This window comes from Curtobacterium sp. ME12 (genome assembly GCF_903970855.1).
GTDB classification, from domain to species: Bacteria; Actinomycetota; Actinomycetes; order Actinomycetales; family Microbacteriaceae; genus Curtobacterium; species Curtobacterium poinsettiae_A.
In genome coordinates, this window is record NZ_CAJCKD010000038.1 from 1 (window position 1) to 24,537 (window position 24,537).

22 protein-coding genes and 2 tRNA genes are annotated in these 24,537 nt (G+C 71.5%); 8 read left to right on the forward strand and 16 right to left on the reverse strand.

The window, feature by feature from the left end:
* The coding region (locus H7A73_RS15230) for an alpha/beta fold hydrolase (RefSeq protein ID WP_182066734.1) at window positions 1–1,266 on the forward strand (1,266 nt) is incomplete at its 5' end.
* A 15-nt stretch (window positions 1,267–1,281) separates the two neighbouring features.
* Here H7A73_RS15230 and H7A73_RS15235 read toward each other — a convergent pair.
* Entirely contained in the window at window positions 1,282–2,208 is a 927-nt protein-coding gene (locus H7A73_RS15235; RefSeq protein WP_182066735.1) for an alpha/beta fold hydrolase, read from the reverse strand.
* Between the two features lie 56 nt (window positions 2,209–2,264).
* Window positions 2,265–2,753: a peroxiredoxin gene (locus tag H7A73_RS15240; RefSeq protein ID WP_182066736.1), complete on the reverse strand. Its 489-nt coding sequence runs from the start codon at window positions 2,751–2,753 to the stop codon at window positions 2,265–2,267.
* A 241-nt stretch (window positions 2,754–2,994) separates the two neighbouring features.
* Here H7A73_RS15240 and aceE point away from each other — a divergent pair, with 241 nt between their 5' ends.
* The 6 genes from aceE (at window position 2,995) to H7A73_RS15270 (ending at window position 10,791) form a co-directional block, all read left to right on the forward strand.
* Entirely contained in the window at window positions 2,995–5,739 is a 2,745-nt protein-coding gene (gene aceE, locus H7A73_RS15245) for a pyruvate dehydrogenase (acetyl-transferring), homodimeric type (protein WP_182066737.1), read from the forward strand.
* Between the two features lie 7 nt (window positions 5,740–5,746).
* Window positions 5,747–6,973 carry a PucR family transcriptional regulator gene (locus H7A73_RS15250; RefSeq protein WP_182066738.1) on the forward strand — a complete coding sequence of 409 codons (1,227 nt, stop codon included), beginning with the start codon at window positions 5,747–5,749 and terminating at the stop codon, window positions 6,971–6,973.
* Between the two features lie 125 nt (window positions 6,974–7,098).
* Window positions 7,099–8,040, forward strand: coding sequence for an ACP S-malonyltransferase (locus H7A73_RS15255; protein ID WP_182066739.1), 942 nt, complete (start codon window positions 7,099–7,101; stop codon window positions 8,038–8,040).
* Entirely contained in the window at window positions 8,037–9,089 is a 1,053-nt protein-coding gene (locus H7A73_RS15260; RefSeq protein WP_247737828.1) for a beta-ketoacyl-ACP synthase III, read from the forward strand. The genes H7A73_RS15255 and H7A73_RS15260 overlap by 4 nt, the downstream gene beginning before the upstream one ends.
* Before the next feature lie 121 nt (window positions 9,090–9,210).
* Entirely contained in the window at window positions 9,211–9,459 is a 249-nt protein-coding gene (locus H7A73_RS15265) for an acyl carrier protein (RefSeq protein ID WP_017886710.1), read from the forward strand.
* 87 nt (window positions 9,460–9,546) lie between these two features.
* Complete coding sequence (locus H7A73_RS15270; protein ID WP_110862099.1) at window positions 9,547–10,791, forward strand: beta-ketoacyl-[acyl-carrier-protein] synthase family protein; 1,245 nt, start codon at window positions 9,547–9,549, stop codon at window positions 10,789–10,791.
* Between the two features lie 98 nt (window positions 10,792–10,889).
* Here the strand turns inward: H7A73_RS15270 and H7A73_RS15275 are convergent, their stop codons facing one another.
* From H7A73_RS15275 to H7A73_RS15300, 6 genes are all read right to left on the reverse strand, one after another.
* Window positions 10,890–11,390, reverse strand: a complete 501-nt coding sequence (locus tag H7A73_RS15275; RefSeq protein WP_027465337.1) for a DUF3145 domain-containing protein — start codon at window positions 11,388–11,390, stop codon at window positions 10,890–10,892.
* 158 nt (window positions 11,391–11,548) lie between these two features.
* The gene (locus tag H7A73_RS15280) at window positions 11,549–12,394 is read right to left on the reverse strand and encodes a DUF1684 domain-containing protein (protein WP_182066740.1); all 846 of its coding nucleotides are present in this window, start codon (window positions 12,392–12,394) and stop codon (window positions 11,549–11,551) included.
* Window positions 12,391–13,515, reverse strand: a complete 1,125-nt coding sequence (locus tag H7A73_RS15285) for an AI-2E family transporter (protein WP_182066741.1) — start codon at window positions 13,513–13,515, stop codon at window positions 12,391–12,393. Before H7A73_RS15285 ends, H7A73_RS15280 begins: the two co-directional genes overlap by 4 nt.
* Window positions 13,516–13,522: 7 nt before the next feature.
* Window positions 13,523–13,597: transfer RNA gene (locus H7A73_RS15290), tRNA-Ile, on the reverse strand.
* 13 nt (window positions 13,598–13,610) lie between these two features.
* Window positions 13,611–14,822: a glycosyltransferase gene (locus H7A73_RS15295; RefSeq protein WP_182066742.1), complete on the reverse strand. Its 1,212-nt coding sequence runs from the start codon at window positions 14,820–14,822 to the stop codon at window positions 13,611–13,613.
* A 168-nt stretch (window positions 14,823–14,990) separates the two neighbouring features.
* On the reverse strand, window positions 14,991–15,905 hold the full coding sequence (locus tag H7A73_RS15300; RefSeq protein WP_182066743.1) for a DMT family transporter: 915 nt from the start codon (window positions 15,903–15,905) through the stop codon (window positions 14,991–14,993).
* Window positions 15,906–15,944: 39 nt separating this feature from the next.
* Between H7A73_RS15300 and def the strand changes: the two genes are divergently transcribed.
* On the forward strand, window positions 15,945–16,520 hold the full coding sequence (gene def / locus H7A73_RS15305) for a peptide deformylase (protein WP_182066744.1): 576 nt from the start codon (window positions 15,945–15,947) through the stop codon (window positions 16,518–16,520).
* Between the two features lie 70 nt (window positions 16,521–16,590).
* Here def and H7A73_RS15310 read toward each other — a convergent pair whose 3' ends face one another.
* The 8 genes from H7A73_RS15310 to H7A73_RS15345 all read right to left on the reverse strand — a co-directional run bounded on the left by H7A73_RS15310 (window position 16,591) and on the right by H7A73_RS15345 (window position 24,535).
* A complete protein-coding gene (locus H7A73_RS15310) occupies window positions 16,591–17,079 on the reverse strand; it encodes a hypothetical protein (protein WP_182066745.1) in 489 nt (162 codons plus the stop codon).
* 51 nt (window positions 17,080–17,130) lie between these two features.
* On the reverse strand, window positions 17,131–17,838 hold the full coding sequence (locus H7A73_RS15315) for a pentapeptide repeat-containing protein (protein ID WP_182066746.1): 708 nt from the start codon (window positions 17,836–17,838) through the stop codon (window positions 17,131–17,133).
* Complete coding sequence (locus H7A73_RS15320; protein ID WP_182066747.1) at window positions 17,835–19,367, reverse strand: hypothetical protein; 1,533 nt, start codon at window positions 19,365–19,367, stop codon at window positions 17,835–17,837. Before H7A73_RS15320 ends, H7A73_RS15315 begins: the two co-directional genes overlap by 4 nt.
* 129 nt (window positions 19,368–19,496) lie before the next feature.
* Window positions 19,497–19,569 (reverse strand) — tRNA-Asn (locus tag H7A73_RS15325).
* 116 nt (window positions 19,570–19,685) lie between these two features.
* Window positions 19,686–20,696: a D-isomer specific 2-hydroxyacid dehydrogenase family protein gene (locus tag H7A73_RS15330; protein WP_259362934.1), complete on the reverse strand. Its 1,011-nt coding sequence runs from the start codon at window positions 20,694–20,696 to the stop codon at window positions 19,686–19,688.
* Entirely contained in the window at window positions 20,693–21,622 is a 930-nt protein-coding gene (locus H7A73_RS15335) for an ATP-binding cassette domain-containing protein (protein ID WP_110864664.1), read from the reverse strand. Before H7A73_RS15335 ends, H7A73_RS15330 begins: the two co-directional genes overlap by 4 nt.
* A 148-nt stretch (window positions 21,623–21,770) precedes the next feature.
* Window positions 21,771–23,468, reverse strand: a complete 1,698-nt coding sequence (locus tag H7A73_RS15340; RefSeq protein ID WP_182066748.1) for an ABC transporter ATP-binding protein — start codon at window positions 23,466–23,468, stop codon at window positions 21,771–21,773.
* Complete coding sequence (locus tag H7A73_RS15345) at window positions 23,465–24,535, reverse strand: ABC transporter permease (RefSeq protein WP_182066749.1); 1,071 nt, start codon at window positions 24,533–24,535, stop codon at window positions 23,465–23,467. Before H7A73_RS15345 ends, H7A73_RS15340 begins: the two co-directional genes overlap by 4 nt.
* Window positions 24,536–24,537 lie beyond the last annotated feature (2 nt).

Below are 24,537 nucleotides of genomic sequence, written 5' to 3' on the forward strand. Positions count from 1 at the left end.
GTCGCGGCGAACGCGGCCGCGGACACCGACGGCCTCGTCGTCTGGGACGCCCCGGCATCGGGCAAGGGGTGGCTCCGTCGGCAGCGCGCCCTCGCGACCATCACGATCGGTGCCGACCGTGTGGTCGACGGCGTCGAGAGCCTGATCGGGTTCGACGTCGAGTCCGACGAGGCAGCCGCGCTCTCGGACCTCGCCTTCGCCCCGCGCACCGGGCCCACCGTCGCGCTCGTCCGTCCGGGTGCCCGGCCGCCGAAGCCCCTCGGTGGCGTCGACGTGACCGAGGTCGCCGGCAGCGCCGAGCTCCTCGACGGCACGAGCATCCACGCCCGCATCCCCGGAGCCGCGGTGGACACCGTCGTCGCCTGGCTCGACGGATGGGCTCCCGAGTCGGCGGTGCCCCTCCGCACGCCCGTCCTCGACGAGGTCCTCGACGTCGACGGCCGTGTGTCGGAGCGGATCGTCCACCTCGGCGATCGGGGTCTGTTCGGGATCGAGACCGTCTCGTCCGCCCAGCACCACGACGCCCCCGTCGTCGTGCTCCACAGCGGCGGCGCCGAGCACCGCGTGGGTGCCACCGACTACCAGGTCGAACTCGCCCGGGCCCTCGCCCGCGACGGCGCCCGGGTCGTCCGGGTCGACCGCCGTGCCACCGGCGAGAGCACCGGCGTGCACGAGGACGAGCGGAGCTTCCTGTTCGCGCAGGAGTGGGTGGAGGACCAGTCCGCCGTCGTCGCCGCCCTCGCCACGCCCTCGGACCGGCTCGTGCTCGTCGGCATGTGCGCCGGCGCCTGGGTCGCGGGCCGCGCCGTCGAGGAAGCGCCTCGCCTGGTCGTCGAGATCAGCCCGAACGACTACCGTCGCGTGCCGGCCGAGCCCGGCTCGTACGCCGACGGGGTCCGGGCGATCGACGCCCCGTCGCCCGCCCGGATGTGGGTGCGCGAGCGGTACAACCGGTTCGTGCCGAAGGCCGTCCGCGACCGGATCGCCCGTCGCGACCGGATGGGTGGGGTCGTCGGCCACGTCCGCCCGCTCGTCGAGCACGGCACCGACGTCGTCGTGATCGTCGCCCCGGAGGACGCCGCGCTGTTCGACCGGCTCGGTGGGCAGAAGGCCGTCCGGCGCTGGCCCGGTGACGACCGTCGCGGCTCGGTGTCCGTCGTCCGCGTCGAGGACGGCGACCACTCGCTGTTCTCCCCGGCGATGCGCGAGGCCGTCGTCGCCGAGGTGCGCTCCCGCGTCGCCGCGACGTTCCCCGTCCACACCTGACGCGGCCCGACCGGCTCAGTGGAGCCCGAGCTCCCGCCGGACCGCGTCGGGACGCTCGACGTGGGCGAAGTGTCCGCAGTCGTCGAGCAGCACCGTCCGGACCTGCGGCACGATCTCCCGCAGGGCCTGCAGGTCCGAGACACGGGCGAACACGTCGTCGCGCCCGGCGATCGCGGTCACGGGGCAGGCGATCGCGCGCCACCGGTCGACGTCGTACGCCGCCGCGGACCGTGCCGCCTCGGTGAACTGCTGCGGCCGGAGCTCCTCGACGAAGGCCTCCAGCACGCTCGGGTCCAGGCGTCGCACGTGCGTGAACACCGGCGCGGCGACGAGCGGCAACAGGCCGATCCGCGCGATCCCCCGGAGCAGTGGCCGAGCGGCGCCACCGGTCACCGTGAGGCCGGCACGCAGGAGGGTGAACGCCGGCAGCGTGCGGATCGCGCGGACGGGGTGCCGAGCCGCACCGGCCGTCGCGACCGTGGTGCCGGACACCAGGGCGAGCGAGCGCACCCGCTCGGGCGCCACCACCGCCAGGTGCAACCCGACGAACGCGCCCATCGAGTGCCCGACCACGTCGACCGCGCCGACGCCCAGCGCGCCGAGGACCGCCGACACGGCACCCGTGACGGCGTCGAGCCCGAGCGGACCGTCCGGCGCCGGCGAGGACCCCCAGCCGGGCAGGTCGACGAGCACCAGCCCGCGGTCCCCGATCCCGTCCGCGGCGCGCAGCAACGGCGTCCACGTCGACCAGGAGCCGGCGACGCCGTGCAGCAGCAGGAGCGGGTCCGGCCCGGCACGGTGGTGCACCACGACGGGCCCGGTGGGGGCATCCACGACCGTCCGGCTCAGCCCCCAGGCACCGGGCGTGACGCGCACCGGGTACGGGGCGTACGGAGCAGCGGCGACCCCGCGACCACGCGGGTCGGTGTCGGTGGCGTGCACCGGGCCTCCTGTCCGGACGTCGACGCGGACGCGTCCGTCAGGAGGGATTCGGAACGCTAGCCGACGGGGACGGGTGCCGGGCAGGCGGCGAGCCGGTCGAGGGCCGCCTTGTACTCGGCGACGTCGCGCTGGAGTCCGGGCTCGGTGATGATCGAGGCCTTGATGCGGCCCTGCACGTCGATGACGAAGGTCGCGCGCGTGGCGAAGCCCTTCTGCTCGAGGAACACGCCGTACTCCTTCGAGACCGCGCCGTGCGGCCAGAAGTCGGCGAGCAGCTCGAAGTCGTAGCCGTTCGTCTCGGCGAACGACCGGAGCGTCGCCTTCGAGTCGACCGAGATGCCGAGGAGCTCGATGCGCTGGTCCTGGAACATCGTGATGTTGTCCTGCAGGGTGCAGAGCTCGTTCGTGCACCCGGACGAGAACGCCAGCGGGAAGAAGACGAGTGCGACCGGGCGGTTGCCGCGGAAGTCGCTGAGTCGGACGTGCTCACCGAACTGGTTCGGGAGCTCGAAGTCCGGCGCGAGTGAGCCGATCTCCAGTGCCATCGCTACGTGTGCTTCTTCCTCGGGCGTGGGGTGTGCCCGTCGGGTCCGTGCGCCGCGGATCGCGTGTGCACGATCGGCCATGCTACGCCGACGACACGCGAATGCAAGCACCCGTCCACCTGCACGTCACCATCAGCATCAGCGTCGGTCCTGGGGCCTAGAGTGGACGGGGCCCCAGCCGGTCGCGACCCGACCACCGGAGCCACCATGTCCACCACCACGAGAACGAACGAGGTCAAGGGTGACGGTGAACGACCAGGACCCGTACAGCACCGGGGCGAACGACCAGGATCCGCAGGAGACCGCCGAATGGCGTGAGTCCCTCGACGGGCTGGTCCAGACCCACGGACACCAGCGCGGTCGCGAGATCATGCTGAGCCTGCTCAAGCGGTCCAAGGAACTGCACCTCGGTGTGCCGATGGTCCCGACGACGGACTACGTGAACACCATCGCGCCGGAGAACGAGCCGGAGTTCCCCGGCGACGAAGAGCTGGAGCGCCGCTACCGCCGCTGGATCCGCTGGAACGCGGCCATCACGGTGCACCGCGCACAGCGTCCGGGCATCGCGGTCGGCGGGCACATCTCGACGTACGCGTCGAGCGCCGCGATGTACGAGGTCGGCTACAACCACTTCTTCCGCGCGCAGGACCACCCCTCCGGTGGCGACCAGGTGTTCTTCCAGGGCCACGCCTCCCCCGGCATGTACGCCCGCGCGTACATGGAAGGGCGCCTCTCCGAGGACCAGCTCGACGGGTTCCGGCAGGAGAAGTCGCACGCCGGCGGCGGCCTGTCCTCGTACCCGCACCCGCGCCTCATGCCGCACTTCTGGCAGTTCCCGACCGTGTCGATGGGCATCGGCCCGATCAACGCGATCTACCAGGCGCAGCAGGCCAAGTACCTCTCGAACCGCGGCATCAAGGACGCCATGGACCAGCAGGTCTGGGCGTTCCTGGGCGACGGCGAGATGGACGAGGTCGAGTCCCGCGGGCAGCTCCAGGTCGCAGCGAACGACGGCCTCGACAACCTGAACTTCGTCATCAACTGCAACCTGCAGCGACTCGACGGTCCGGTCCGTGGCAACGGCAAGATCATCCAGGAACTCGAGGCGTTCTTCCGCGGTGCGGGCTGGAACGTCATCAAGGTCGTCTGGGGCCGCGAGTGGGACGACCTGCTCGCCCGTGACACCGAGGGCGCGCTCCTCAACCTGATGAACCAGACGCCGGACGGCGACTACCAGACGTACAAGGCCGAGAACGGTGCCTACGTGCGCGAGAACTTCTTCGGGCGCGACCCGAAGGCGCTCGAGCTCGTCAAGGACTACACCGACGACCAGATCTGGAACCTCAAGCGCGGTGGCCACGACTACCGCAAGGTCTACGCCGCGTTCAAGGCCGCGACCGAGCACAAGGGCCAGCCGACCGTCATCCTGGCCAAGACGGTCAAGGGCTACGGCCTCGGCCCGAGCTTCGAGGGCCGCAACGCGACCCACCAGATGAAGAAGCTCACGCTCGACAACCTCAAGCAGTTCCGCGACGAGATGCGCATCCCGATCTCCGACGCGCAGCTGGAAGAGAACCCGTACACGCCGCCGTACTACCACCCGGGGAACGACGACGAGGCCATCCAGTACATGCACGAGCGTCGTCGCGCGCTCGGTGGCTACGTGCCGGAACGCCGCACGAAGTACACGCATTTCACGCTGCCGGACGACTCGAAGTACCAGGTCGTCAAGAAGGGCTCCGGCAAGCAGGAGGTCGCCACCACCATGGCGTTCGCGCGCCTGCTGAAGGACCTGCTGCGATCGCCCGACTTCGGTGACCGCGTGGTCCCGATCATCCCGGACGAGGCACGCACGTTCGGCATGGACGCCTACTTCCCGTCGGCGAAGATCTACAACCCGAACGGCCAGCACTACACGTCGGTCGACCGCGAGCTCCTGTTGGCCTACAAGGAGAGCCCGCAGGGCCAGATCATCCACGTCGGCATCAACGAGGCGGGCGCCCTCGCGGCGTTCACCGCGGTCGGTACCTCGTACTCGACGCAGGGCGAGCCGCTCATCCCGGTCTACGTCTTCTACTCGATGTTCGGGTTCCAGCGCACCGGCGACGCCATCTGGGCCGCCGGCGACCAGATGACCCGTGGCTTCATGATCGGCGCGACGGCCGGCCGCACCACGCTGACGGGCGAGGGCCTGCAGCACGCGGACGGCCACTCGCCGCTCCTCGCCACGACGAACCCGGCGGTCGTCTCGTACGACCCGGCGTACGGCTACGAGATCGGCCACATCGTGAAGGCCGGCCTCGACCGCATGTACGGCACGAACGAGGACGGCTCGCCGAAGCACGCCGACCCGAACGTCATGTACTACCTGACGGTCTACAACGAGCCGCTGGTCCAGCCGGCCGAGCCCGAGGGCGTCGACGTCGAGGGCATCCTCAAGGGCATGTACCTGCTCAAGCCGAGCGAGCACGACGGCCCGAAGGCCCAGCTGCTCGCGTCCGGTGTCGCCGTGCCGTGGATCCTCGAGGCGCAGCAGCTCCTCGCCGAGGACTGGGGCGTATCGGCCGACGTGTGGAGCGTCACGAGCTGGGGTGAGCTGTACCGCGACGGTGTGGCCGCCGAGCAGCAGGCGTTCCTCAACCCGAACGAGCAGGCCCGCACGCCGTTCGTCACCGAGCGTCTGCTCGGTACCGAGGGACCGGTCGTCGCCGTGAGCGACTTCATGCACCTGGTGCAGGAGCAGATCCGCCCGTTCGTGCCGACCGACTACGCCACGCTCGGCGCCGACGGCTTCGGCTTCTCGGACACCCGTCCGGCCGCTCGCCGCTTCTTCCACATCGACGGCCCCTCGGTCGTCGTGCGGACGCTGCAGCAGCTCGCCCGCCAGGGCAAGGTCGACGGGGCGCTCGTCCAGCAGGCGATCGACAAGTACCGCCTGCACGACGTGACCGCCGGCACCACCGGCAGCGCGGGCGGCGAGAGCTGATCAACCCGTGACGACGGTCCGCCCGGACCACGAGAGCCAGGAGAGCGCGCGCGAGCGTGCGCTCTCCTGGCTCCGTCAGGTGTCCGGAGAACTCTCCACCGCCACGATCAAGCGGCTCGAGGACACGCTCCCCTGGTACAGCGAGATGCCGCCGGGGCGCCGCTCCGCCGTGGGCCTCGTCGCCCAGGCCGGCATCACCTCCTTCATCAGCTGGCTCGAGGGCACCGCGTCGACGCCGTGGATCGCCGCGGCCGACGTCTTCGGGTCCGCACCGCGGGAACTCCTGCGCTCGGTGAGCCTGCAGCAGACCCTGCAGCTCATCCGCGTCGTGGTGACCGTGGTCGAGGAACGCGCCGCCGACGACGAGATGCTGCAGGAGGCGATCCTCAAGTACTCCCGCGACATCGCGTTCGCCGCAGCCGACGTCTACGCCCGTGCGGCCGAGGCCCGCGGCCTGTGGGACGCCCGGCTCGAAGCGCTCGTGGTCGACTCGATCCTCTCCGGCGAGTACGACGACGAACTGCCCTCCCGCATCGCCGCCCTCGGGTGGCACGGCCACGGCGAGGTCGCGGTGCTCGTCGGCACCGCACCGAAGCAGCTCGAGGTCGACCAGGTCCGGCGCACCGCTCGGCACATGGACGCCGACGTGCTCGTCGGGGTCCAGGGGTCGCGGCTCGTCGTGGTGATCGGCCGCTCCACCCCTCGCGATGACGTCCCCGAGGGCGAGGAGCCCGTCTCCTTCACGACCATCGCGCAGGCCCTCGAGCCGCTGTTCGGCGACGGGCACCTGGTGCTCGGCAACGAGGTCCCCGGGGTGGTCGACGCGTCGACCAGCGCGAAGGCGGCCCTCGCCGGGTTCGCCGTCGCGCGTGCCTGGCGCGGCGTGCCGCGTCCGGCCCTGGCCGACGACCTGCTGCCCGAACGTGCGCTGGCGGGCGACCCGCTCGCCCGGTCGGCCCTGGTGCAGCGCATCTACGTCCCGCTCAAGGACCAGTCGACCGAGCTCCTGCAGACGCTGTGGTGCTACCTGGACACCGGCCGCTCGCTCGAGGCGACGGCGCGCGAGCTCTTCGTGCACCCGAACACCGTGCGCTACCGCCTGCGCCGGGTCGCCGACATCATCGGCTGGGACGCCACGCACGCCCGCGACGCCCTGATCGTGCAGTCGGCGCTCATCCTCGGCGCGATGTCCGAGTCCGCGACCGGACGCCGCCGCACCACCCAACGGCGGTAGCGCGCACCGCGGCAGAACGCCGGCCAGCAGAACACGCCGGACGGTAGAGAACCGACAATGTCCCGCGGGGATTCGTGTGGGAAGTCCACACGGGCCCCGCGGGACGAGAACGCGAGGATTGTCCGGTGATCGTCGTCGTCGCGCCCGGACAGGGCTCCCAGACCCCCGGCTTCCTCGCCCCCTGGCTCGAGGACGCCACCGTTCGTGAACGAGTCGGGCAGTGGTCGGAGTCGATCGGCGTCGACCTCGCCGAGCACGGTACGAACTCCGACGCGGACACCATCAAGGACACCGCACTCGCACAGCCCCTCATCGTCGCCGCCGGCCTGGTGACCGCGGACGCGCTGCTCGCCGATGGCCGTCGCGCCCTGGTGGGCGGGGTCGCCGGACACTCGGTGGGCGAGTTCACCGCCGCCGCGGTCGCCGGGATCCTCGAGCCGACCGACGCCGTCGCACTGGTCGCCGAGCGTGGCCGGGCCATGGCCGACGCCGCAGCGCTCGAGCCGACCTCGATGGCCGCCGTGCTCGGTGGTGACGCCGACGCCGTGACCGCAGCCCTCGCCGAGCACGGTCTGGTGCCCGCGAACCACAACGGTGGCGGCCAGACCGTCGTCGCCGGTGCGGCCGACGCGATCGCCGCCCTCGCCGCCGACCCGCCCGCGAAGGCCCGCGTCATCCCGCTCGCCGTGGCCGGCGCCTTCCACACCCGGTACATGGCGCCCGCCGTCGAGCGCGTCGCCCCGGTCGCGGCTGCCGCCACCGTGCAGGACCCGACCCTGCCGATCTGGACCAACGCCGACGGCGCCCGGGTCGAGGACGGTCGCCGCTTCGTCGACCTGATGGTCCAGCAGATCGCGAACCCCGTGCACTGGGACGCGGTCATGGAGTCCTTCTCCGCCGCCGGCGTGACCGGCATCATCGAGCTCGCACCCGCCGGTGCCCTCGTCGGCCTGGCGAAGCGCGGCCTCCGCGGCACGCCGACCGTCGCCATCAAGACCCCCGACGACCTGCCTGCAGCGATCGACCTGCTGCAGCGCGCGGGCCAGGAAGCAGACGCAACCGCATGACCGACCCGACCACCCCGACGGACGCCCCCACGGGCCTCCCGACCGGATCCGCGCGCCCGCTGCTCCAGCAGCGCCGAGGCCACGACTTCACCCGGATCCTGGCGTTCGGCGCCGCCCGCGGCGAGAACGTCGTGCCGAACGACGACCTCGTCGGCCCGATCGACTCGTCCGACGAGTGGATCCGCCAGCGCACCGGCATCATCACCCGCAAGCGCGCCGGCAAGGACGTCGAGGCAGTCGACCTCGCCGAGGCGGCCGCGCGCGAGGCCATCGAGAAGGCCGGCATCGAGCCGTCCCAGATCGGCGTCGTGCTCGTGAGCACCGTCACGCACACCGTCGCGACCCCGTCGATGGCGTCGCTGCTCGCCGAGCGCATCGGTGCCACCCCGGCCGCCGCGTACGACATCAGCGCCGCCTGTGCCGGGTACGCCTACGGCATCGCCCAGGCGGACTCGTTCATCAAGTCCGGACTCGCCGACCACGTCCTGGTCGTCGGGGCCGAGAAGCTCAGCGACGTCGTCGACCCGACCGACCGCTCGATCTCGTTCCTGCTCGGGGACGGTGCCGGCGCCGCGGTGATCGGCCCGAGCGACTTCCCGGGCATCGCCCCCACCATCTGGGGTTCCGACGGCTCGAAGTGGGACGCCATCGGCATGACCGCGACCTACAACGAGTGGGAGGCCGGGGCACCCCGTCCCACGATGCGCCAGGCCGGGCAGACGGTGTTCCGCTGGGCCGTCTGGGAGATGGTCAAGGTCGCGCGTCAGGCGCTCGAGACCGCCGGGGTCCGCCCCGAAGACCTCGCCGCGTTCGTGCCGCACCAGGCGAACATCCGCATCATCGACGAGTTCGCGAAGCAGCTCGGCCTGCCCGAGACGGTGACGATCGCCCGCGACATCACCACCACCGGCAACACCTCCGCCGCGAGCATCCCGCTCGCCACGCACCGCCTGCTCGAGGAGCACCCGGACCTGTCGGGCGGCCTCGCCCTGCAGATCGGCTTCGGCGCCGGACTCGTGTTCGGCGCGCAGGTGGTCGTCCTCCCCTGATCCCCTCCCGGTCGCGCCACCACGCGGCCGGCCCCATCCCGACGAGCCTCCGCGCACCCGGACCCCGCGTGCCCTAGGCTGGTCAACGGTCAAACGACACCCCCCTTCAAGGAGAACACTCATGGCCCTGTCCAACGAAGAAGTCCTCGCCGGCCTGGCCGAGCTGATCAACGACGAGACCGGTATCGCCACCGACACCGTCGCCGCCGACAAGTCCTTCACGGACGACCTCGACATCGACTCCATCTCGATGATGACCATCGTGGTCAACGCCGAGGAGAAGTTCGACGTGAAGATCCCGGACGAAGAGGTCAAGAACCTCAAGACCGTGGGCAACGCGGTCGACTACATCGTCAAGGCCCAGGCCTGACACGAGCTTCCTGAGCGCCGCGGCCCGCGGACCCCTGCGGGCCGCGGCGCTCATCTTGTTCACCCCAACGAAAGAACACGTCGTTCCATGACCAAGAAGACCGTCGTCGTCACCGGGATCGGTGCGATCTCACCCCTCGCCGCGACCGCCCCGGACACCTGGGACGCGCTGCTCGCCGGCAAGTCCGGCATCACCCGCATCGAGGACCCCCGCTACGCCGAGCTCGAACTCCCCGTGGAGTTCGCCGGCCAGGCGCGGCGGTTCCTCACCGACCAGCTCACCCGCCCGGAGTCGAAGCGGCTCGACCCCTCGTCGCAGCTGTCGCTCGTCGCGGCACGCGAGGCCTGGGCCGACGCCGGCATCGACGACGAGTCGGTCGTCCCCGAGCGCCTGATCGTCGACTGGGCGACCGGCATCGGCGGTGTGAACACGCTGCTCGACGCCTGGGACACCCTGCGCGAGAAGGGTCCGCGTCGCGTCCTGCCGATGACGGTCCCGATGCTCATGGCGAACGGCCCGGCCGCCGCCATCGAGATGGAGTTCGGCGCCCGTGGTGGTGCCCGCACCTACCTGTCCGCCTGCGCGTCCTCGACCGAGTCGCTGGCCGAGGCGTACCGGCACATCGCCGACGGCGACGCCGACATCGTCATCACCGGTGGCGCCGAGGCAGCGCTGCACCCGCTCCCGCTGGCCGCGTTCGCCGCGATGCAGGCCCTGTCGCGCCGCAACGACTCCCCCGAGACCGCGTCGCGTCCGTACGACGTCACGCGTGACGGCTTCGTGCTCGGTGACGGCGCAGCGGCGCTCATCCTCGAGTCGAAGGAGCACGCGGAAGCCCGCGGCGCGACCATCTACGCCGAGGTCGCCGGTGCCGGCATCACCTCCGATGCCTTCCACATCACCGCGCCGGACCCCGAGGGCAGCGCCGCCGCCCGTGCCGTCCTGCAGGCACTCGAGCACGCCGACGCCAGCCGCGAGGACGTCGTGCACGTGAACGCCCACGCCACCTCGACCCCGGTCGGTGACGTCGCCGAGTACCACGCGATGCGTCGCGTCTTCGGCGACCACCTGGACGACGTCGTGGTGTCCGCGACCAAGGCCTCGACGGGACACCTGCTCGGTGGTGCGGGTGCGATCGAGGCGGTCTTCACCGTCCTCGCGCTGCACAACCGCGTCGCCCCGCCGACGATCAACCTGCACGACCAGGACCCGGAGATCGTCATGGACGTGGCCCGCGAGCCGCGTGCGCTGCCCGAGGGCGACCTGCTCGCGGTCAGCAACTCGTTCGGCTTCGGCGGCCACAACGCCGTGGTCGCGTTCCGCAGCGTCTGATCCGTCCGTCCCCGGGGCACGTCCGCCCCGGCCTGGAGGCCCGTCCCGCGTCGTCGGGGCGGGCTTCCGTCGTTGCGGTGCCCGGTCCGGCGGTCGGGTCAGCCGACGCGGTGCAGCCAGACGACCGGGTTGCCCTCGGCCGCGTGGCGGAAGGGCTCGAGCTCGTCGTCCCAGGCCTGCCCGAGGGCGAGTCGGAGCTCGCGGTGCAGCTCGAGGGCGTTGCTGCCCGCGACCTCCATCGCGTAGCGCACCCGGTCCTCGGGGATGACCATGTTGCCCGTGACGTCGGTCTGCGCGTAGAACACGCCGAGGTCGGGCGTGTGCATCCAACGGCCGCCGTCCGAGGCACTCGTCGGCTCCTCGGTGACCTCGTACCGCAGGTGTTCCCACCCGCGCAGGGCCGACGCGATCGCGGCACCGGCACCCACGGCACCGGTCCACGTGTACTCGGTCCGGCGCGCACCGTCCTGTGCGGGCTGGTCGAGCCACGAGAAGTTCACGGCGCGGTTCATCGCGCGACCTGCTGCCCATTCGACGTGCGGGCAGAGCGCGCGGGGTGAGGAGTGCACGTAGAGCACTCCTGTCGTCGTTCCGTTCACGGTTCCTCCGATACGTCAGGTGCGACTTCCCCATCGACCTGGTGCGGAGGATCCTGACCCGAGGGGCCACGGAACCATCGGTATGCGATTGTGATGTCCCGACGGGACACGCCCATTATGCAGCGCTGCGGCTGGGAACGGCAAGGACCCGACCCCGATCAGTGCAGGACGGCACCGTTCGCGTCGACCGGGTGTCGCTCCCCCGCCGTGATCCGCACCGGGACGCGGTTGTCCTCCGGTGGGATCGGGCACGCGTACTGGTACGAGAACGCGCACGGCGGCAGGACCAGGCGATTCCAGTCGAGCTCGACCGTGGCCTCGGCGCCCGGGTCGTCGAGGTACAGGAACCGACCCATTGAGTAGGTGCTGCCCGGGTCGTCCTCGGCCAGGGCACTCGTGGCGTCCTGCACGATGAGCTGCAGCCGCGGGGCTCCGCGGTGGGCGGCCGACCGGACGGCGACGAACCGCACCGTGGCACCACCCACGACGGTCTCGACGTGTCCGGCGACCGGCAGGGCGTCGCCGGCGGCGTCGCGGACGCTGCCACGGGCCTCCAGGGCGTCTCCCGCCAGCGGGACGTACGTGCCGGACGTCACCCAGTCGCCGGACCACGCGAAGCGGGCGATCTGCGCGAAGCGGGCGACCGCCTCGGACGACGGGTCCCAGACGCGCAGGGTGTCGCCGCTGACGGTGCCGGCGAGGCCGTCCGGCAGCGCGACGGTCGACGGCACGACGGCGGTGTCCCCGGCCACCAGGACCGTACCGTCGACCGGGACGCCGTCGACGACGACGCCGTCGGATGCCTCGGCCGTCACGGTGAGTCCGCCGACGGCCGGTGCCCACGTGCCGGGGACCGGCCAGACCGGCTGCGGGTGGTCGACGTGCTGGGCGTTCACCAGGGCGAGTGGCCCACGCGCACTGCGCGCCCAGCGGTCACGGTCGTGGGCGTGCTCGGTGAAGGCGGCGACGGCCGTGTCGTCGGGTGCGCCGGTGCCGCTCGTCACGCCTGCTCCTGGCGGGGGTAGATGACCTTCTGCACGATGATGATGACGGACGCTGCGACGGGCAGCGCCACGAGCGCGCCGAGCACCCCGCCGATCGTGCCGCCCGCGACCGCCGCGATGACCACGAGCGCGCCGGGTACCTGGACCGCGCGCGACATGATCCGCGGGGAGATCAGGTAGGCCTCGACCTGCATGTAGACCAGGTAGTAGATCGCGGCGGCGAGGGCGGTCGCCGGCGATGCGAAGAAGCAGAGCAGCGAGATCACGATCGCGGCGGCGAGCGTGCCGACGAGCGGGATGAGTGAGCCGAGGAACGCGAACGACGCGAGCAGCACCGGCAGCGGCGCCCCGATGATGAGCAGGAAGACGAAGCTCAGGATGCCGTTGATGAGCGCCTGCGACACCTGCCCGACGACGTACCGGCCGACGGCCTGCGTGATCTGCTCGCTCACGTCGATGAAGTTCTGGCGGCGCGACGCCGGCACGAACCGGTACGTCGCACGCTTCATGCCCCGCATCGACGCGAGGAAGTAGAGCATCAGGATGATGACGATGAGCGCCCCGGTGACGCCGGACAGGATGCCGCTGCCGACCGCCAGGATCCCGCCGCCGACGCTGAGCAGGTTGCCCGGCTTCTCGACGAACGACTGCAGCGACTGCAGGGCGTGGTCGATGTCGAACGACCCGGCGAACTGCTTCGACAGGTCCTGCACCCACTGCTGCTGCGAGATGTCCTGCACGATGTCGGGGAAGTTCTGGATCAGGTTCGACGCCTGCTCCACCAGGATCGGCACCACGGCGAACACGATGCCGGCGAAGGCCCCGAGCACCGCGACCACGACGATCGTGATGGCGGACCAGCGCGGGATGATCCGCTCCAGGAACGACACGAGGGGGTCGATCCCGAGCGCCAGGAACAGTGCGACACCGATGTAGACCAGCACCGTGCTGAGCTCGTTGATGATCGCACCGGCGAGCAGCGCGACGAGCACCCCGATGGCACCCATGAACCCGAGGCGGAAGGCGTTGACGCGCACGCCGGTTCCGCCACGGGTCACCTCGAAGGTGACGTTCGGTGTCGGTGCGTGGTCGTCCTGCGACGTGTCGCGCTTCCTTGGCATGTGCACGTAGGGCGGGCGGGACTCGAACCCGCGGATCGTTCGGTTATGAGCCGACTGCCTTGACCAGCTTGGCTACCGCCCCTCGCCGGAGACCCTCAGGCCACCGGCTCACCACGATACAGCGACTCGAACGTCGACAGCGTGCGGTTGATGTCGTGTGCCTCGATCATGGCCAGACTGCGCTCCCGCATCGCCACGTACGCCGACTCGGGCGCGGTGAGCACCGCCGTGAGCTTCGCCGCCAGGTCGGCCACGTCGCCCGGCGCGAACAGGTGCCCGTTGCCGTCGATCAGGTGCGGCAGCGCCATCGAGTCGGCGGCGACGACGGGCAGCCCCGAGGCCATCCCCTCGAGCGACGAGATGCTCTGCAGTTCCGCCGTGGACGGCATCGCGAACACCGTCGCGTTGGTCAGGGCCTCCTGCTTGCGCTCGTCGGAGACGAAGCCCAGGAACCGCACGCGGTCCTCGAGCCCGAGCTCCTTCGCCAAGGCGGTGAGCTTCGGGATCATTTCGCCGTCGCCGACGATGGTCAGTGTCGCGGACAGCTCGGCGGGCAGCAGCGCCACCGCACGGACCAGCACGTCGAGGTTCTTCTCGGGGGCCACACGACCCACGAAGACGATGTCGTTGTTGACCGGGCGTCCCTCGCGTGCCACGTACCGGGACGCGTCGATGCCGCACGAGATCGCCAGGACCTGCTGGCCGGCGATGGCCTTCCGCAGGTAGTCGGCGGCCAGGTTCGTCGGCGTCGTGATGGTGTCGGCCAGCCGGTAGGTCTTGGCGGCGTCGCTCCACGCGATCTTCAGCGCGAGGGGCAGCGTCCACTTGCCGAACGGGGTGTACTCGAGCAGGTTCTCCGGCATGAAGTGGTTCGTCGCGATGACCCGGATGCCGCGGTCGTTCGCCTCGTGCACGATGCCGCGGCCAATGACCACGTGCGACTGGATGTGCAGCACGTCGGGCTTGACGGCGTCGAGGATCGGGCCGGTCCACTTCCGGACGCTCCACGGCCACACGAAGCGCAGCCACGGGTGCAGCGGCCACTTGTACGACTTCAGGCGGTGCACGACGAGCGTGACGCCGTGGTGCTCCTCGTCGAACGTGCCGTGGTGGCGGCTCGAGGCCGGTGCGACGACGTGCACCTCGTGCCCGCGCTCGGCCAGGCCGACGGCGAGCTGCTCGGCGAAGGTGGCGGCGCCGTTGACGTCGGGGGCGAAGGTGTCCGCTGCGATCAGCACGCGCAACGGTCGGTGACCGCCCGTCGCTTCCGTCGGTCCGGCGGTGGCGGTGGTGGCGTCTCCTGACACGGCTGAGTTCGTCCTCTCGTGGGCGATGGCTGGTCGGCAGTGACGCTATCGCACCAGGATCGACGGTCGCGTCAGCCGCGCGGATGAGGGCGGGGAGCATCGGGGAGCATCGGGGAGCGCGGCGAGTGCACCGCCGCGGTCGCGGCGGATCGCCCGCGCCGGCCTGCGTCAGGCCCTGGTCTGCGGGTGGTGCTTGGCGAGCAGGAACACCCCGGTGATGGCGATGCCCGCGGCCACCACGAAGCCCGCGACCGCGAACCACGGCGCCCCCGAGGCCTCGTCGAGCACGATGACGCCGATGCCGACCGCGACGATCGGATCGATCACCGTCAGCCCCGCGATCACGAGGTCGGCCGAACCGCTCGAGTACGCGTTCTGCACGAAGTACCCGCCGAGCGACGCCGCCACGACCACCCCGACGATGGCGAGCACGGTGAGCCAGTCGAAGGTGCCGTTCACGAACCGGTTCAGCACGACCTTGGCCAGCGTCGCCACGAACCCGTAGAGCACCCCCGCCCCGACGATGTAGTAGAGCGCACTGCGGTGCTTGGCCACCAGACGGAACGACACCAGCACGAGCACCAGCACGACGGCGAGGATCACCAGCACGGTGACGAGCTGCTGCCGGGTGATCGCGCTCTCGTGCCCGACGAACGCCGCGATCCCGACGAAGATGCCGACGCCGATGATGCACGTCCACACCGCCCGCCGCGCACGACGCCCCAGCGGCACACCGGACGACCGCGACGAGAACCACGTCGTGATGACCAGCGCGACGGCACCCAGCGGCTGCACGACGATCAGGGGCGCGAACGTGATGCTGACGAGCTGGAGCACCACCGCGATGCCGAGCATGAGCGTGCCGAGCACCCAGTAGCCACTCGAGACGAGCCCGACCACGTGCCGGACGCTCAGCCCCTTCGACTGCCGCCCCAGACGCGCCTCGACCCGCTGCACCCCGCGGCTCTGGAACTGCGCCCCGAGCGACAGGAACACCGCACCGATCAGCGCCACCGGGATCATCAGCGCCTGGAACGGCGTGAGGTTGCTCACGGCGTCGGGCAGCTGGAGGTCCGTCGTCACGCGTCGAGGCTACCGTCCCCCGCCGGATAACCTGGGTGAATGGCCGTTCTCCCGATCCGCATCACCGGCGAACCCGTCCTGCACGAGCGTGCAGCCGAGGTCACCGCGTTCGATGACGACCTCCGCACCCTCGTCGCCGACATGCTCGAGACCATGGACCTGGCACCGGGCGTCGGCCTGGCCGGACCGCAGGTGGGCGTCGGCAAGCGCCTCTTCGTGTACTCGTACACCGACGACGACGACGTCCTGCACCGGGGCGCCGCCGTGAACCCCGTCCTGTGGATCAAGCCCCCGGTCCCCGAGTCCGTCGAGGAGCTCGACGAGGACGAGGAGTCCGAGGGCTGCCTGTCGATCCCGGGCGAGCGCTTCCCGCTGCGTCGCTCCGAGGGCGCCCTGCTGCGTGCGGTCGACGAGCACGGCACCCCGTTCGAGGTCGAGGCGCACGGTTGGCTGGCCCGGATCTTCCAGCACGAGTACGACCACCTGGACGGCTGGCTGTACGCCGACCGCCTGGTGCACCCCTACGGCAAGCAGGTCGCGAAGGCGATCCGCAAGAGCAGCTGGGGCGGCCCCGGCCAGTCCTGGTTGCCGGGTCGCGACCACCCCGAGGGCTGACGCGAGTCGCCTCCGGCACCCTGTGCCGTCCAGCCCGTCACTGGTCCGGCGGGCGGCCTGGAGGCCCGGATCAGCCCCGGTAGGCAGCCAGGGCGTCCCGCAGGCGGTCGGTCTCCGGGTGTCCGGGGCAGTACCGCAGGAGCCCGGCGGCCACGTGCGCACCGTGCGCGTCGGCGACCGCCGACGTCCACGGCGCCGAGCCGCGGACCGCGCACGCGCTCGCGAGCTCGACCAGGGTCGCGTCACCGCGCGCCGCCGCCACCGCTGCCCGCTGCTGGCTCGACGGCACCGACCCCGTCAGGCGCTTCGCCGAGCAGTCGGAGCGCTCGGCCTCCCACACCGCCGAGTAGGTCGTGAAGGTCTCGCTGTCCGAATCGTCGCCGTCGCAGACGAAGGCGAAGACCACCGGCGACGCGCCCGAGCCCAGGCCGGTGTCCGAGCTCGTCGGACCCTCGGACGCATCGGTGTCCGGGCCGACGCTGCTGCAGCCGGAGAGCACCACCGTCACGGCGACGACGACGCCCAGGAGCGTGAGTCGAGGCGAACGGGAACGGTGCACCTGTGAACGCTAACAGCATCGACCGGGTGGCAGCCGCACGATCGAGATCGGTCAGCCGGTGGGGCCGCTGACCGTGATGGTCGCCCGCTGGTCGAGCCGGCCCTCGCGCGCGTCGGTGCTCATCCGGCACCGGACCTCGGTGACGCCGACCTTCGCGTGGAGCAGACGGTCGACGCAGCTGCGTGAGGTCACACCGCGCGGCAGGTCCAGGTCGATGCGCACGGCGATCCGCTCGCCGTCGGGACTGCGCAGCCGACGGTCGACGAGTTCCATCGGCGTGCCGCGGACCGTCAGTCCCTCGATCTTCGCACTGGTCAGGTCGACGCCGTCCAGGCGTGCGTTGCTGATGTCGGCGCCGACGAGGTTCGCACCGGAGAGGTCCGTCTGCCGCAGGTCGGCCCCCGTGAGGTCGGCGCTGTACAGGTCGACCCCGTGCAGGTCCGCCCCACGCAGGTCGGCGTCCCGCAGGTCCGCACCGAACAGGACGGCTTGGCGCAGGTCGGCCCCGCGCAGGTCGGCGCCGTGCAGGTCGGCCAGGCGGAGGTCCTGGGTGGCGAGGTCGACGCCGCCGAGGTCCTGTCCAGCGCACGCCGTCACGGAGCCCGGCTGCGGGGCGATGCGCACCGTGCAGGACCCGACCTGGCGTTCGCCGGCGCTCGTGCCCCCGGTGCGGGCGAACGCCGCGACGCCGATGACCACGAAGAACAGGACCGTGAGCGCCACGACGATGACGGCGCGGGTGCGCGGTGCCGCCGTCACGAGCGGACCCCGGTCAGCCAGTGCGGCAGGACGTCCTGCGCCCAACCGGAGTACCAGGCCGGCGACGACGCGTAGGGGAAGAAGGCGCTGATCGGGTTGTACAACGCGAACAACGCGACGCCGACGACGACCACGACGGTCCACGCGGCCGTCGCGGCGCGCCCCTGCAGTCGGCGGAGCCACGCGGTCAGGCCGAGCAGGACCACCGCGACGATCATCGGCAGGACCGGGAGCAGGTACCGGCCCGAGAACGCGAACTCCTGACGGAGGTTCACGGTCGTCGCGGCGTTGAAGCAGAGGACCGCCACCGTGTAGGCGACCGGGACGACCGCCAGCCACCACGTCGCAGCCGAACGCAGCACCCGACGCAGCTGGGTGGCTGCGATGACGGTTGCGGCGAGCACCGCGGTCGCTCCGAAGGCGACGACGCCGAGGTTCGGCCGCCACGGCAGGGTCGGACCCCAGAAGAAGAAGAGGGACCGGAAGTAGGTGGTGGTCCACGTCCACAGGAACGCGAGCGGGTGGAACGGTTCGAGGGTCCCGGCGGCGACGGCCAGGTCGTGGGAGCGTGTCGCGTTGTAGTTGCGGCGGAAGATGTCGAAGTTCATGCACGCAGCTCGGCTGTGGATCTCGGCGCAGTCGGGGTTGAGGGCACGGTAGACGAGCAGGTTCACGCCGAAACGTTCGAGGACCAGCGCGAGCAACACGCCACCGGTCACCACCAGCAGGACGGACCGCCCCGGGCGCTCCCGGAAGCCCGCCACGGCTCGCCGCACCGGGTGCCGGAGCCACGAGAACCCGTCGACGCGGTACCGGAACAGGATCGCGAAGAACGCCCCGGCGAGGACGAGTGGCGCCTGCGAGTACTTGAGCATCAGGGCGAGCATCGCGGTGACGACCAACCACGCGAGCGTGCGGAGACCACCGCCGCGTGCCACCTTGACCGCGACGGCGGCGAACAGGAAGAACGCCGCCATCGACGGCGCGTCGTAGCTGATCGTCGCGGCCTGCCAGACGTACCGACCGGTGAAGGCCGTCGCGACGATCGCGAGCAGGCCGATCGCCGTCGGGACACCGGCGTTCCGGAACAACACACGCAGGGCGCACAGACCGGCGCCGGCCGCCAGGACGTCGATCCCCCGCAGGACCATCACGGTCCGCTCCTGGTCCAGCCCGACCCCCAGGGCCGCCCTCGCCGGGAACGACATCACGTAGTAGTACAGGTACGCCGGGAACCGCGTGACCTCGCCGAGCCGGAGCGTCGACGTCGCGGCGTCGTGCACGAACGGCCCGGCCGTCCAGGGCCGTTCCGCGTAGAACAGGATGTTGCCGATGTGCCGGACCTCGTCCGGGGCGGCCGACGCCGGCACGTGGATGGTCACGGCGAACAGGAAGCCCATCAGCAGGAAGGCGACGAGCACGACGACGAACGCCGTCCGGGACGCCAGCACCTGGTTCGCCCGACCGAGGATCCGCTCTGCCCGACCGCCGACCGTCGGCCCGGTGACGGACTCGGTGGTCAACGACATCGAACAGTGGCCTTCCGTGGATCTGGGTGCGCTGGCCCAGGCTAGCAGCGGGCCACGCTGAACCCGACGAAGGCGCCGGACCGTCGGGAACGCAAAAAGTCCCCACCCCGGAGGGATGAGGACCTGTCGCTCCCCGAGTTGGACTCGAACCAACAACCTGCCGGTTAACAGCCGGCTGCTCTGCCAATTGAGCTATCGAGGATCACTGTCCGCTGGCGAATGACGTGCGAACAACGGGTAACAGCATAGCAGGACCACGAGGCCCTCCACCGCATCGGACACGCCGCCCGGGCGCGCCGCACAACGGGGCCCTTCGTGTCAGTACCCGGCGACCGGGTCCACGACGCCGACGAAGCCCTCGCCGTGGCCACCGAGGAACGCTGCGGCGTTGAGCCGGACGCGCTCGGCGAGCAGGGGCGCGACCATCTCCGGGGTGTCGGCCTGGTGCGGGGTGATGACGGCACCGGGCTCGGACCAGAGCGGGTGCCCGTCGGGAAGCGGCTCGGGGTCGGTGACGTCGAGGCCCGCCGCGGCGATCTCTCCGGTGCGCAGGGCGGCGACCAGTGCATCGGTGTCGACGAGTCCGCCGCGGGCGATGTTCACGAGCCGGGCGGACGGCTTCATGATCCGGAACTGCCGCTCACCGAAGAGCTTCGCGGTGCCCGAGGTCATCGCCGCCGCGATCATCACGACGTCGGCGTCGGGCAGGACCTGGTCGAGGTGGTCGGTGGTGACGGTCCGCGCGGCTCCCGGCACGGGGTCGGGCGAGCGGCGCACGACGGTGACGTCGACGTCGAACGGCGCGAGCAGCCGGAGGTACTCGAGCGCGATCCCGCCGGCACCGATCACGACGACGTTCCGCCCGTACAGCGAGACACCCTCGGGCTCGGTCGCCCACGACGACGCACGGGCGCGCTTCTGCAGGACCCGGAGCGTGCCGAGGGTCAGCGCCAGCGCGTGTTCGGCGACCGGCTCCGCGTAGGCACCCTTGGCCGAGGTGAACAGCACGCGGTCGCCGTGCTCCTGGATCAGGTGCGCGAAGGCGTCGACGCCGGCGAACGGCAGCTGCACCCAGCCCACCCCCGGTGCGGACGACAGGGCGTCGGCGAGGCCGGCCGGGTCGCGGGGGTCGAGCCAGACGACCCCGCGGGTGTCGGCGTGGAGCGGCGCGACGGTGCCCCCGGCCTCGGTCACGGCGTCCACGTGCAGGTCCGTCGGTTCCGGCAGCACGGCGACCGGCCCGGGCTCCGGAGCCCCGATTGGCAGCGGTGCACCAGATGTGGGGACGACGGCGCGGTGCCCACGGGGGCCCTGGGCGGTGGTGCTCACGCGTTCTCCTGACGGTCGGTGCGCGGGCCGGTGCCTGCGGCGAGCGGACGGCGCGGCGCCGACGAACGGCGGGCCGTCGTCGGTGCCGGACGACGCTTCACGCCGCGGGCCGCGGTCGAGGCGAGGGTCTTGACGTAGGGGTCGACGGGGTTGTCGAGGACCTCGTCGAAGGTGCCGAGCCCGACGAGCCGGGCATCGGCCATCACGGCGACGCGGTCGGCGAGGGCGCGGGCCTCGCGCAGGTCGCTGGACACCACGACCGCGGAGAACTGCCGGCCGCGCTGCAGGGTCGCCAGGGCCTCGAGCACGGACTGCCGCACGAGCACGTCGACGCCGCGCGCTGGTTCGTCCGCGACCAGGAGCTGGGGCTCGAGCACGAGCGCCTTCGCCAGGGCGACTCGCTGGCGCTGACCGCTCGAGAGCTCCCACGTGTTCAGGCGCATCGCCCCGAGCGGCAGGTGCACCGCGTCGAGCAGCCGGGCCACGATGAGCCCGGCCTCGCGCCGGTCGAACCGGCGGTCGCGTGCGTAGATCGGTTCGGCGACGGCTTCGCCCACGGTCAGGTCCGGGCTGAGCCGGTCGGCGCCGTCCTGCGGCAGGTAGCCGATCCGGCCGCTCAGCCGTTCGAGCTTGCGCGACGAGGGACGGAGACCCCGGGTCTTCTGGCCGAGCACGGTCAGCTCGCCACCGACGATGTGCCGACGGAGGGCGCCCTCGCCCTCGCCGTGGGATCCGAGCTGCCCGGCGATGGCGGCGGCGAAGGTCGACTTGCCCGAGCCCGACTCACCGAGCAGGGCGAGGATCTCCCCCTGCCGGACCGTGAGGCTCACGCCGTCGACGGCCCGGATGGACTCGCCCCCGCGTCCGCCCCGGTACTCGATCGACACGTCGTCCGCGACGACCGCCGGTCCGTTGACCGCGATCATGGGTCCCCTTCCACGCCGCCCCCTGGCGGCGGTTCGCGACGGGCCGCCCTGGCAGGTCCGTCGTGCGTGCAGCAGTGGAGACGACCGCCCTGGAGGCCCGGCGTGCGTCGACGACGCTGGCCGGGCCTCCAGGGCGGGTCACGTCGGGTCAGGACCCGACGTTCTCCAGTCGCTCCAGCGTACGCCGTCGCTCCGCCTGCTCCGCCGGGTCCGGCACCGGCAGCGACGCCAGCAGGCGCTGCGTGTACGGGTGCTGCGGGCTGCCGAGCACCTGCGCGGTCGTGCCGGTCTCGACCAGGTCGCCCCGGTACAGCACGGCGATGCGGTCCGACAGCGCGCCCACGACCGCCAGGTCGTGGCTGATGAACAGCGACGCGAAGCCGAGGTCCTGCTGCAGCTCGAGGAAGAGCTCGAGCACGCGCGCCTGCACGGAGACGTCGAGCGCACTCGTCGGCTCGTCGGCGATGAGCAGCTTCGGCCGGAGGGCGAGCGACCGGGCGAGCGACGCGCGCTGGCGCTGCCCACCGGAGAGCTCGTGCGGGTAGCGGTCGCCGTAGGCGGCCGGCAGCTGCACGGCCTCGAGCAGCTCGTCCACCCGCTTGCGCGCGGCACGGGGACTCGAGACCTCCTTGTGCACGACCAGCGGCTCGGCGACGCACTCGGCGATCGTCAGCAACGGGTTGAACGAGGTCGCCGGGTCCTGGAACACGAACCCGATGTCCTTGCGCAGGTGCTTGAAGTCACGTTCGCGGTACCCGAGCATCTCGGCGCCGAGGACCTTGAGCGAACCGCCGGTGACCTTCGTCAGGCCCGCCATGGCCCGGCCGATGGTGGTCTTGCCCGAGCCGGACTCCCCCACCAGGCCGAGGACCTCACCCGGACGGATCGCCAGGTCGACGCCCTTGACCGCCTTGAACGCCGGCGAGCCGAGCCGCCCGGGGTACTCGATCTCGAGCCCCTTCGCCTCGACCAGCGGCGTGACGTCCTCGGAGATCGCGGCGCGCCGGGCCACCCCGGTGGACGCCTCGAGCCGTGGCACCGCCGCGAGCAGCCGCTTGGTGTAGTCGGCCTGCGGCGTCGCGAACAGGGCCGTCGCCGTGGCCTCTTCGACGATCTCGCCCTGGTACATCACGGCGACGCGGTCGGCCAGGTCGGCGACCACGCCCATGTTGTGCGTGATGACGACGATCGCGGTGCCGAACTCGTCACGGCAGCGCCGCAGCAGGTCGAGGATCTCGGCCTGCACCGTGACGTCGAGCGCCGTGGTGGGCTCGTCCGCGATGATGACGCTCGGCTCGAGGGCGAGTGCACTCGCGATGACCACACGCTGCTTCTGCCCACCGGAGAACTGGTGCGGGTAGTGGTCGACGCGGGTCTCGGGGTCGGGGATGCCGACGCGACCGAGGTAGTCGATGGCCTTCGCCCGTGCCTCCTTCTTGGACATGCCGCCGTGGGCGCGGAGCCCCTCGGCGATCTGCCACCCGACGGTGAAGACCGGGTTCAGGGCGGTCGACGGTTCCTGGAACACCATCGCCCCGGCCGTCCCGCGGAGCTCGCGGAGCTTCTGCGAGCCGACCGACACGACGTCGGTGCCGTCGAGCAGCACCGCACCGCCGAGGGTCGCGGTCTCCGGCATGAGCCGCAGCATGCTGCGTGCCGTGACGGACTTGCCGGAGCCGGACTCGCCGACCAGGGCGAGGACCTCGCCGGGGCGGACGTCGAGGCTGACGCCCTTGACCGCGTCGACGGCACCGCCGTCGGTCGCGAACGTGACGGTCAGGTCGTCGACGACGACGACCGGCTCGGTGGTGGTGTCGCCCGGCTGCAGGCGGGTGGTCGGGGTCATGCGCCCGTCCCTTCCGTGTCGTTCCCGGCGTTGCGCGGTGCCTCGGCGTCGCGCGGTGCTTCGGCGTCGCGCGCTGCCTTGGTGTCGCGCGCTGCCTTGGTGTCGCGCGTGGACACCAGCTGCTTCAGCCGTCGGCGTGCGCGCAGGCGGGGGTCGGAGATGTCGTTCAGGCTCTCGCCGATGAAGGTGACACCGAGCACGAGCACGACGATGGCGACACCCGGGTAGACACCGGTCCACCAGACGCCGCTCGCGACGTCGGAGAGCGCACGGCTCAGGTCGTAGCCCCATTCGGCTCCGGACGTCGGGCCGATGCCGAACCCGAGGAAGCCCAGGCCGGCCAGGGTCAGGATCGCGTCGCTCGCGTTGAGCGTCAGGATGAGCGGCAGGGAACGCGTCGAGTTCCGCAGGACGTGCCGCGTCATGATGCGCCACGGGTTGGTGCCCATCACGCGCGCCGATTCGACGAACGCGTCGTTCTTCAGCCGGACGGCCTCGGCACGGACCACGCGGAAGTACTGCGGCACGTACACGACGGTGATCGAGATCGCCGCCGCGATGATGCCGCCCGAGTAGCTCGAGTTGCCGCCGGAGATGACGATGGACACGATGATCGCGAGCAGCAGCGACGGGAACGCGTAGATGGCGTCGGCCACGACCACCAGGACGCGGTCCAGCCAGCCGCCCAGGTAGCCGGAGACCATGCCGAGCAGGACGCCGACGATGATCGAGACGACCACGGCGACGATGACGACGAGCACGGCCGTGCGGGCACCGTAGAGCACCCGGCTGAACACGTCGAAGCCGCCGACCGTGGTGCCCCAGATGTGCTCGGCGTTCGGTGCGCCGGTGCGCGGGAAGCTCTGGCCGTCCGCGCCCTGCAGCTGGCCGAAGCCGTACGGGGCGAGGAGCGGGGCGAACACCGCGATCAGCAGGTAGAGGGCGCAGATGACCACGCCGACGATGAGCATGGCGCGCTGCCAGCCGGTGCTCCGACGGAGCTGGACCACCACGGGGAGCCGCTTCCAGAGCGGCTCGTGGCGGTCGACGAGGGTGGTGTCGACCATCG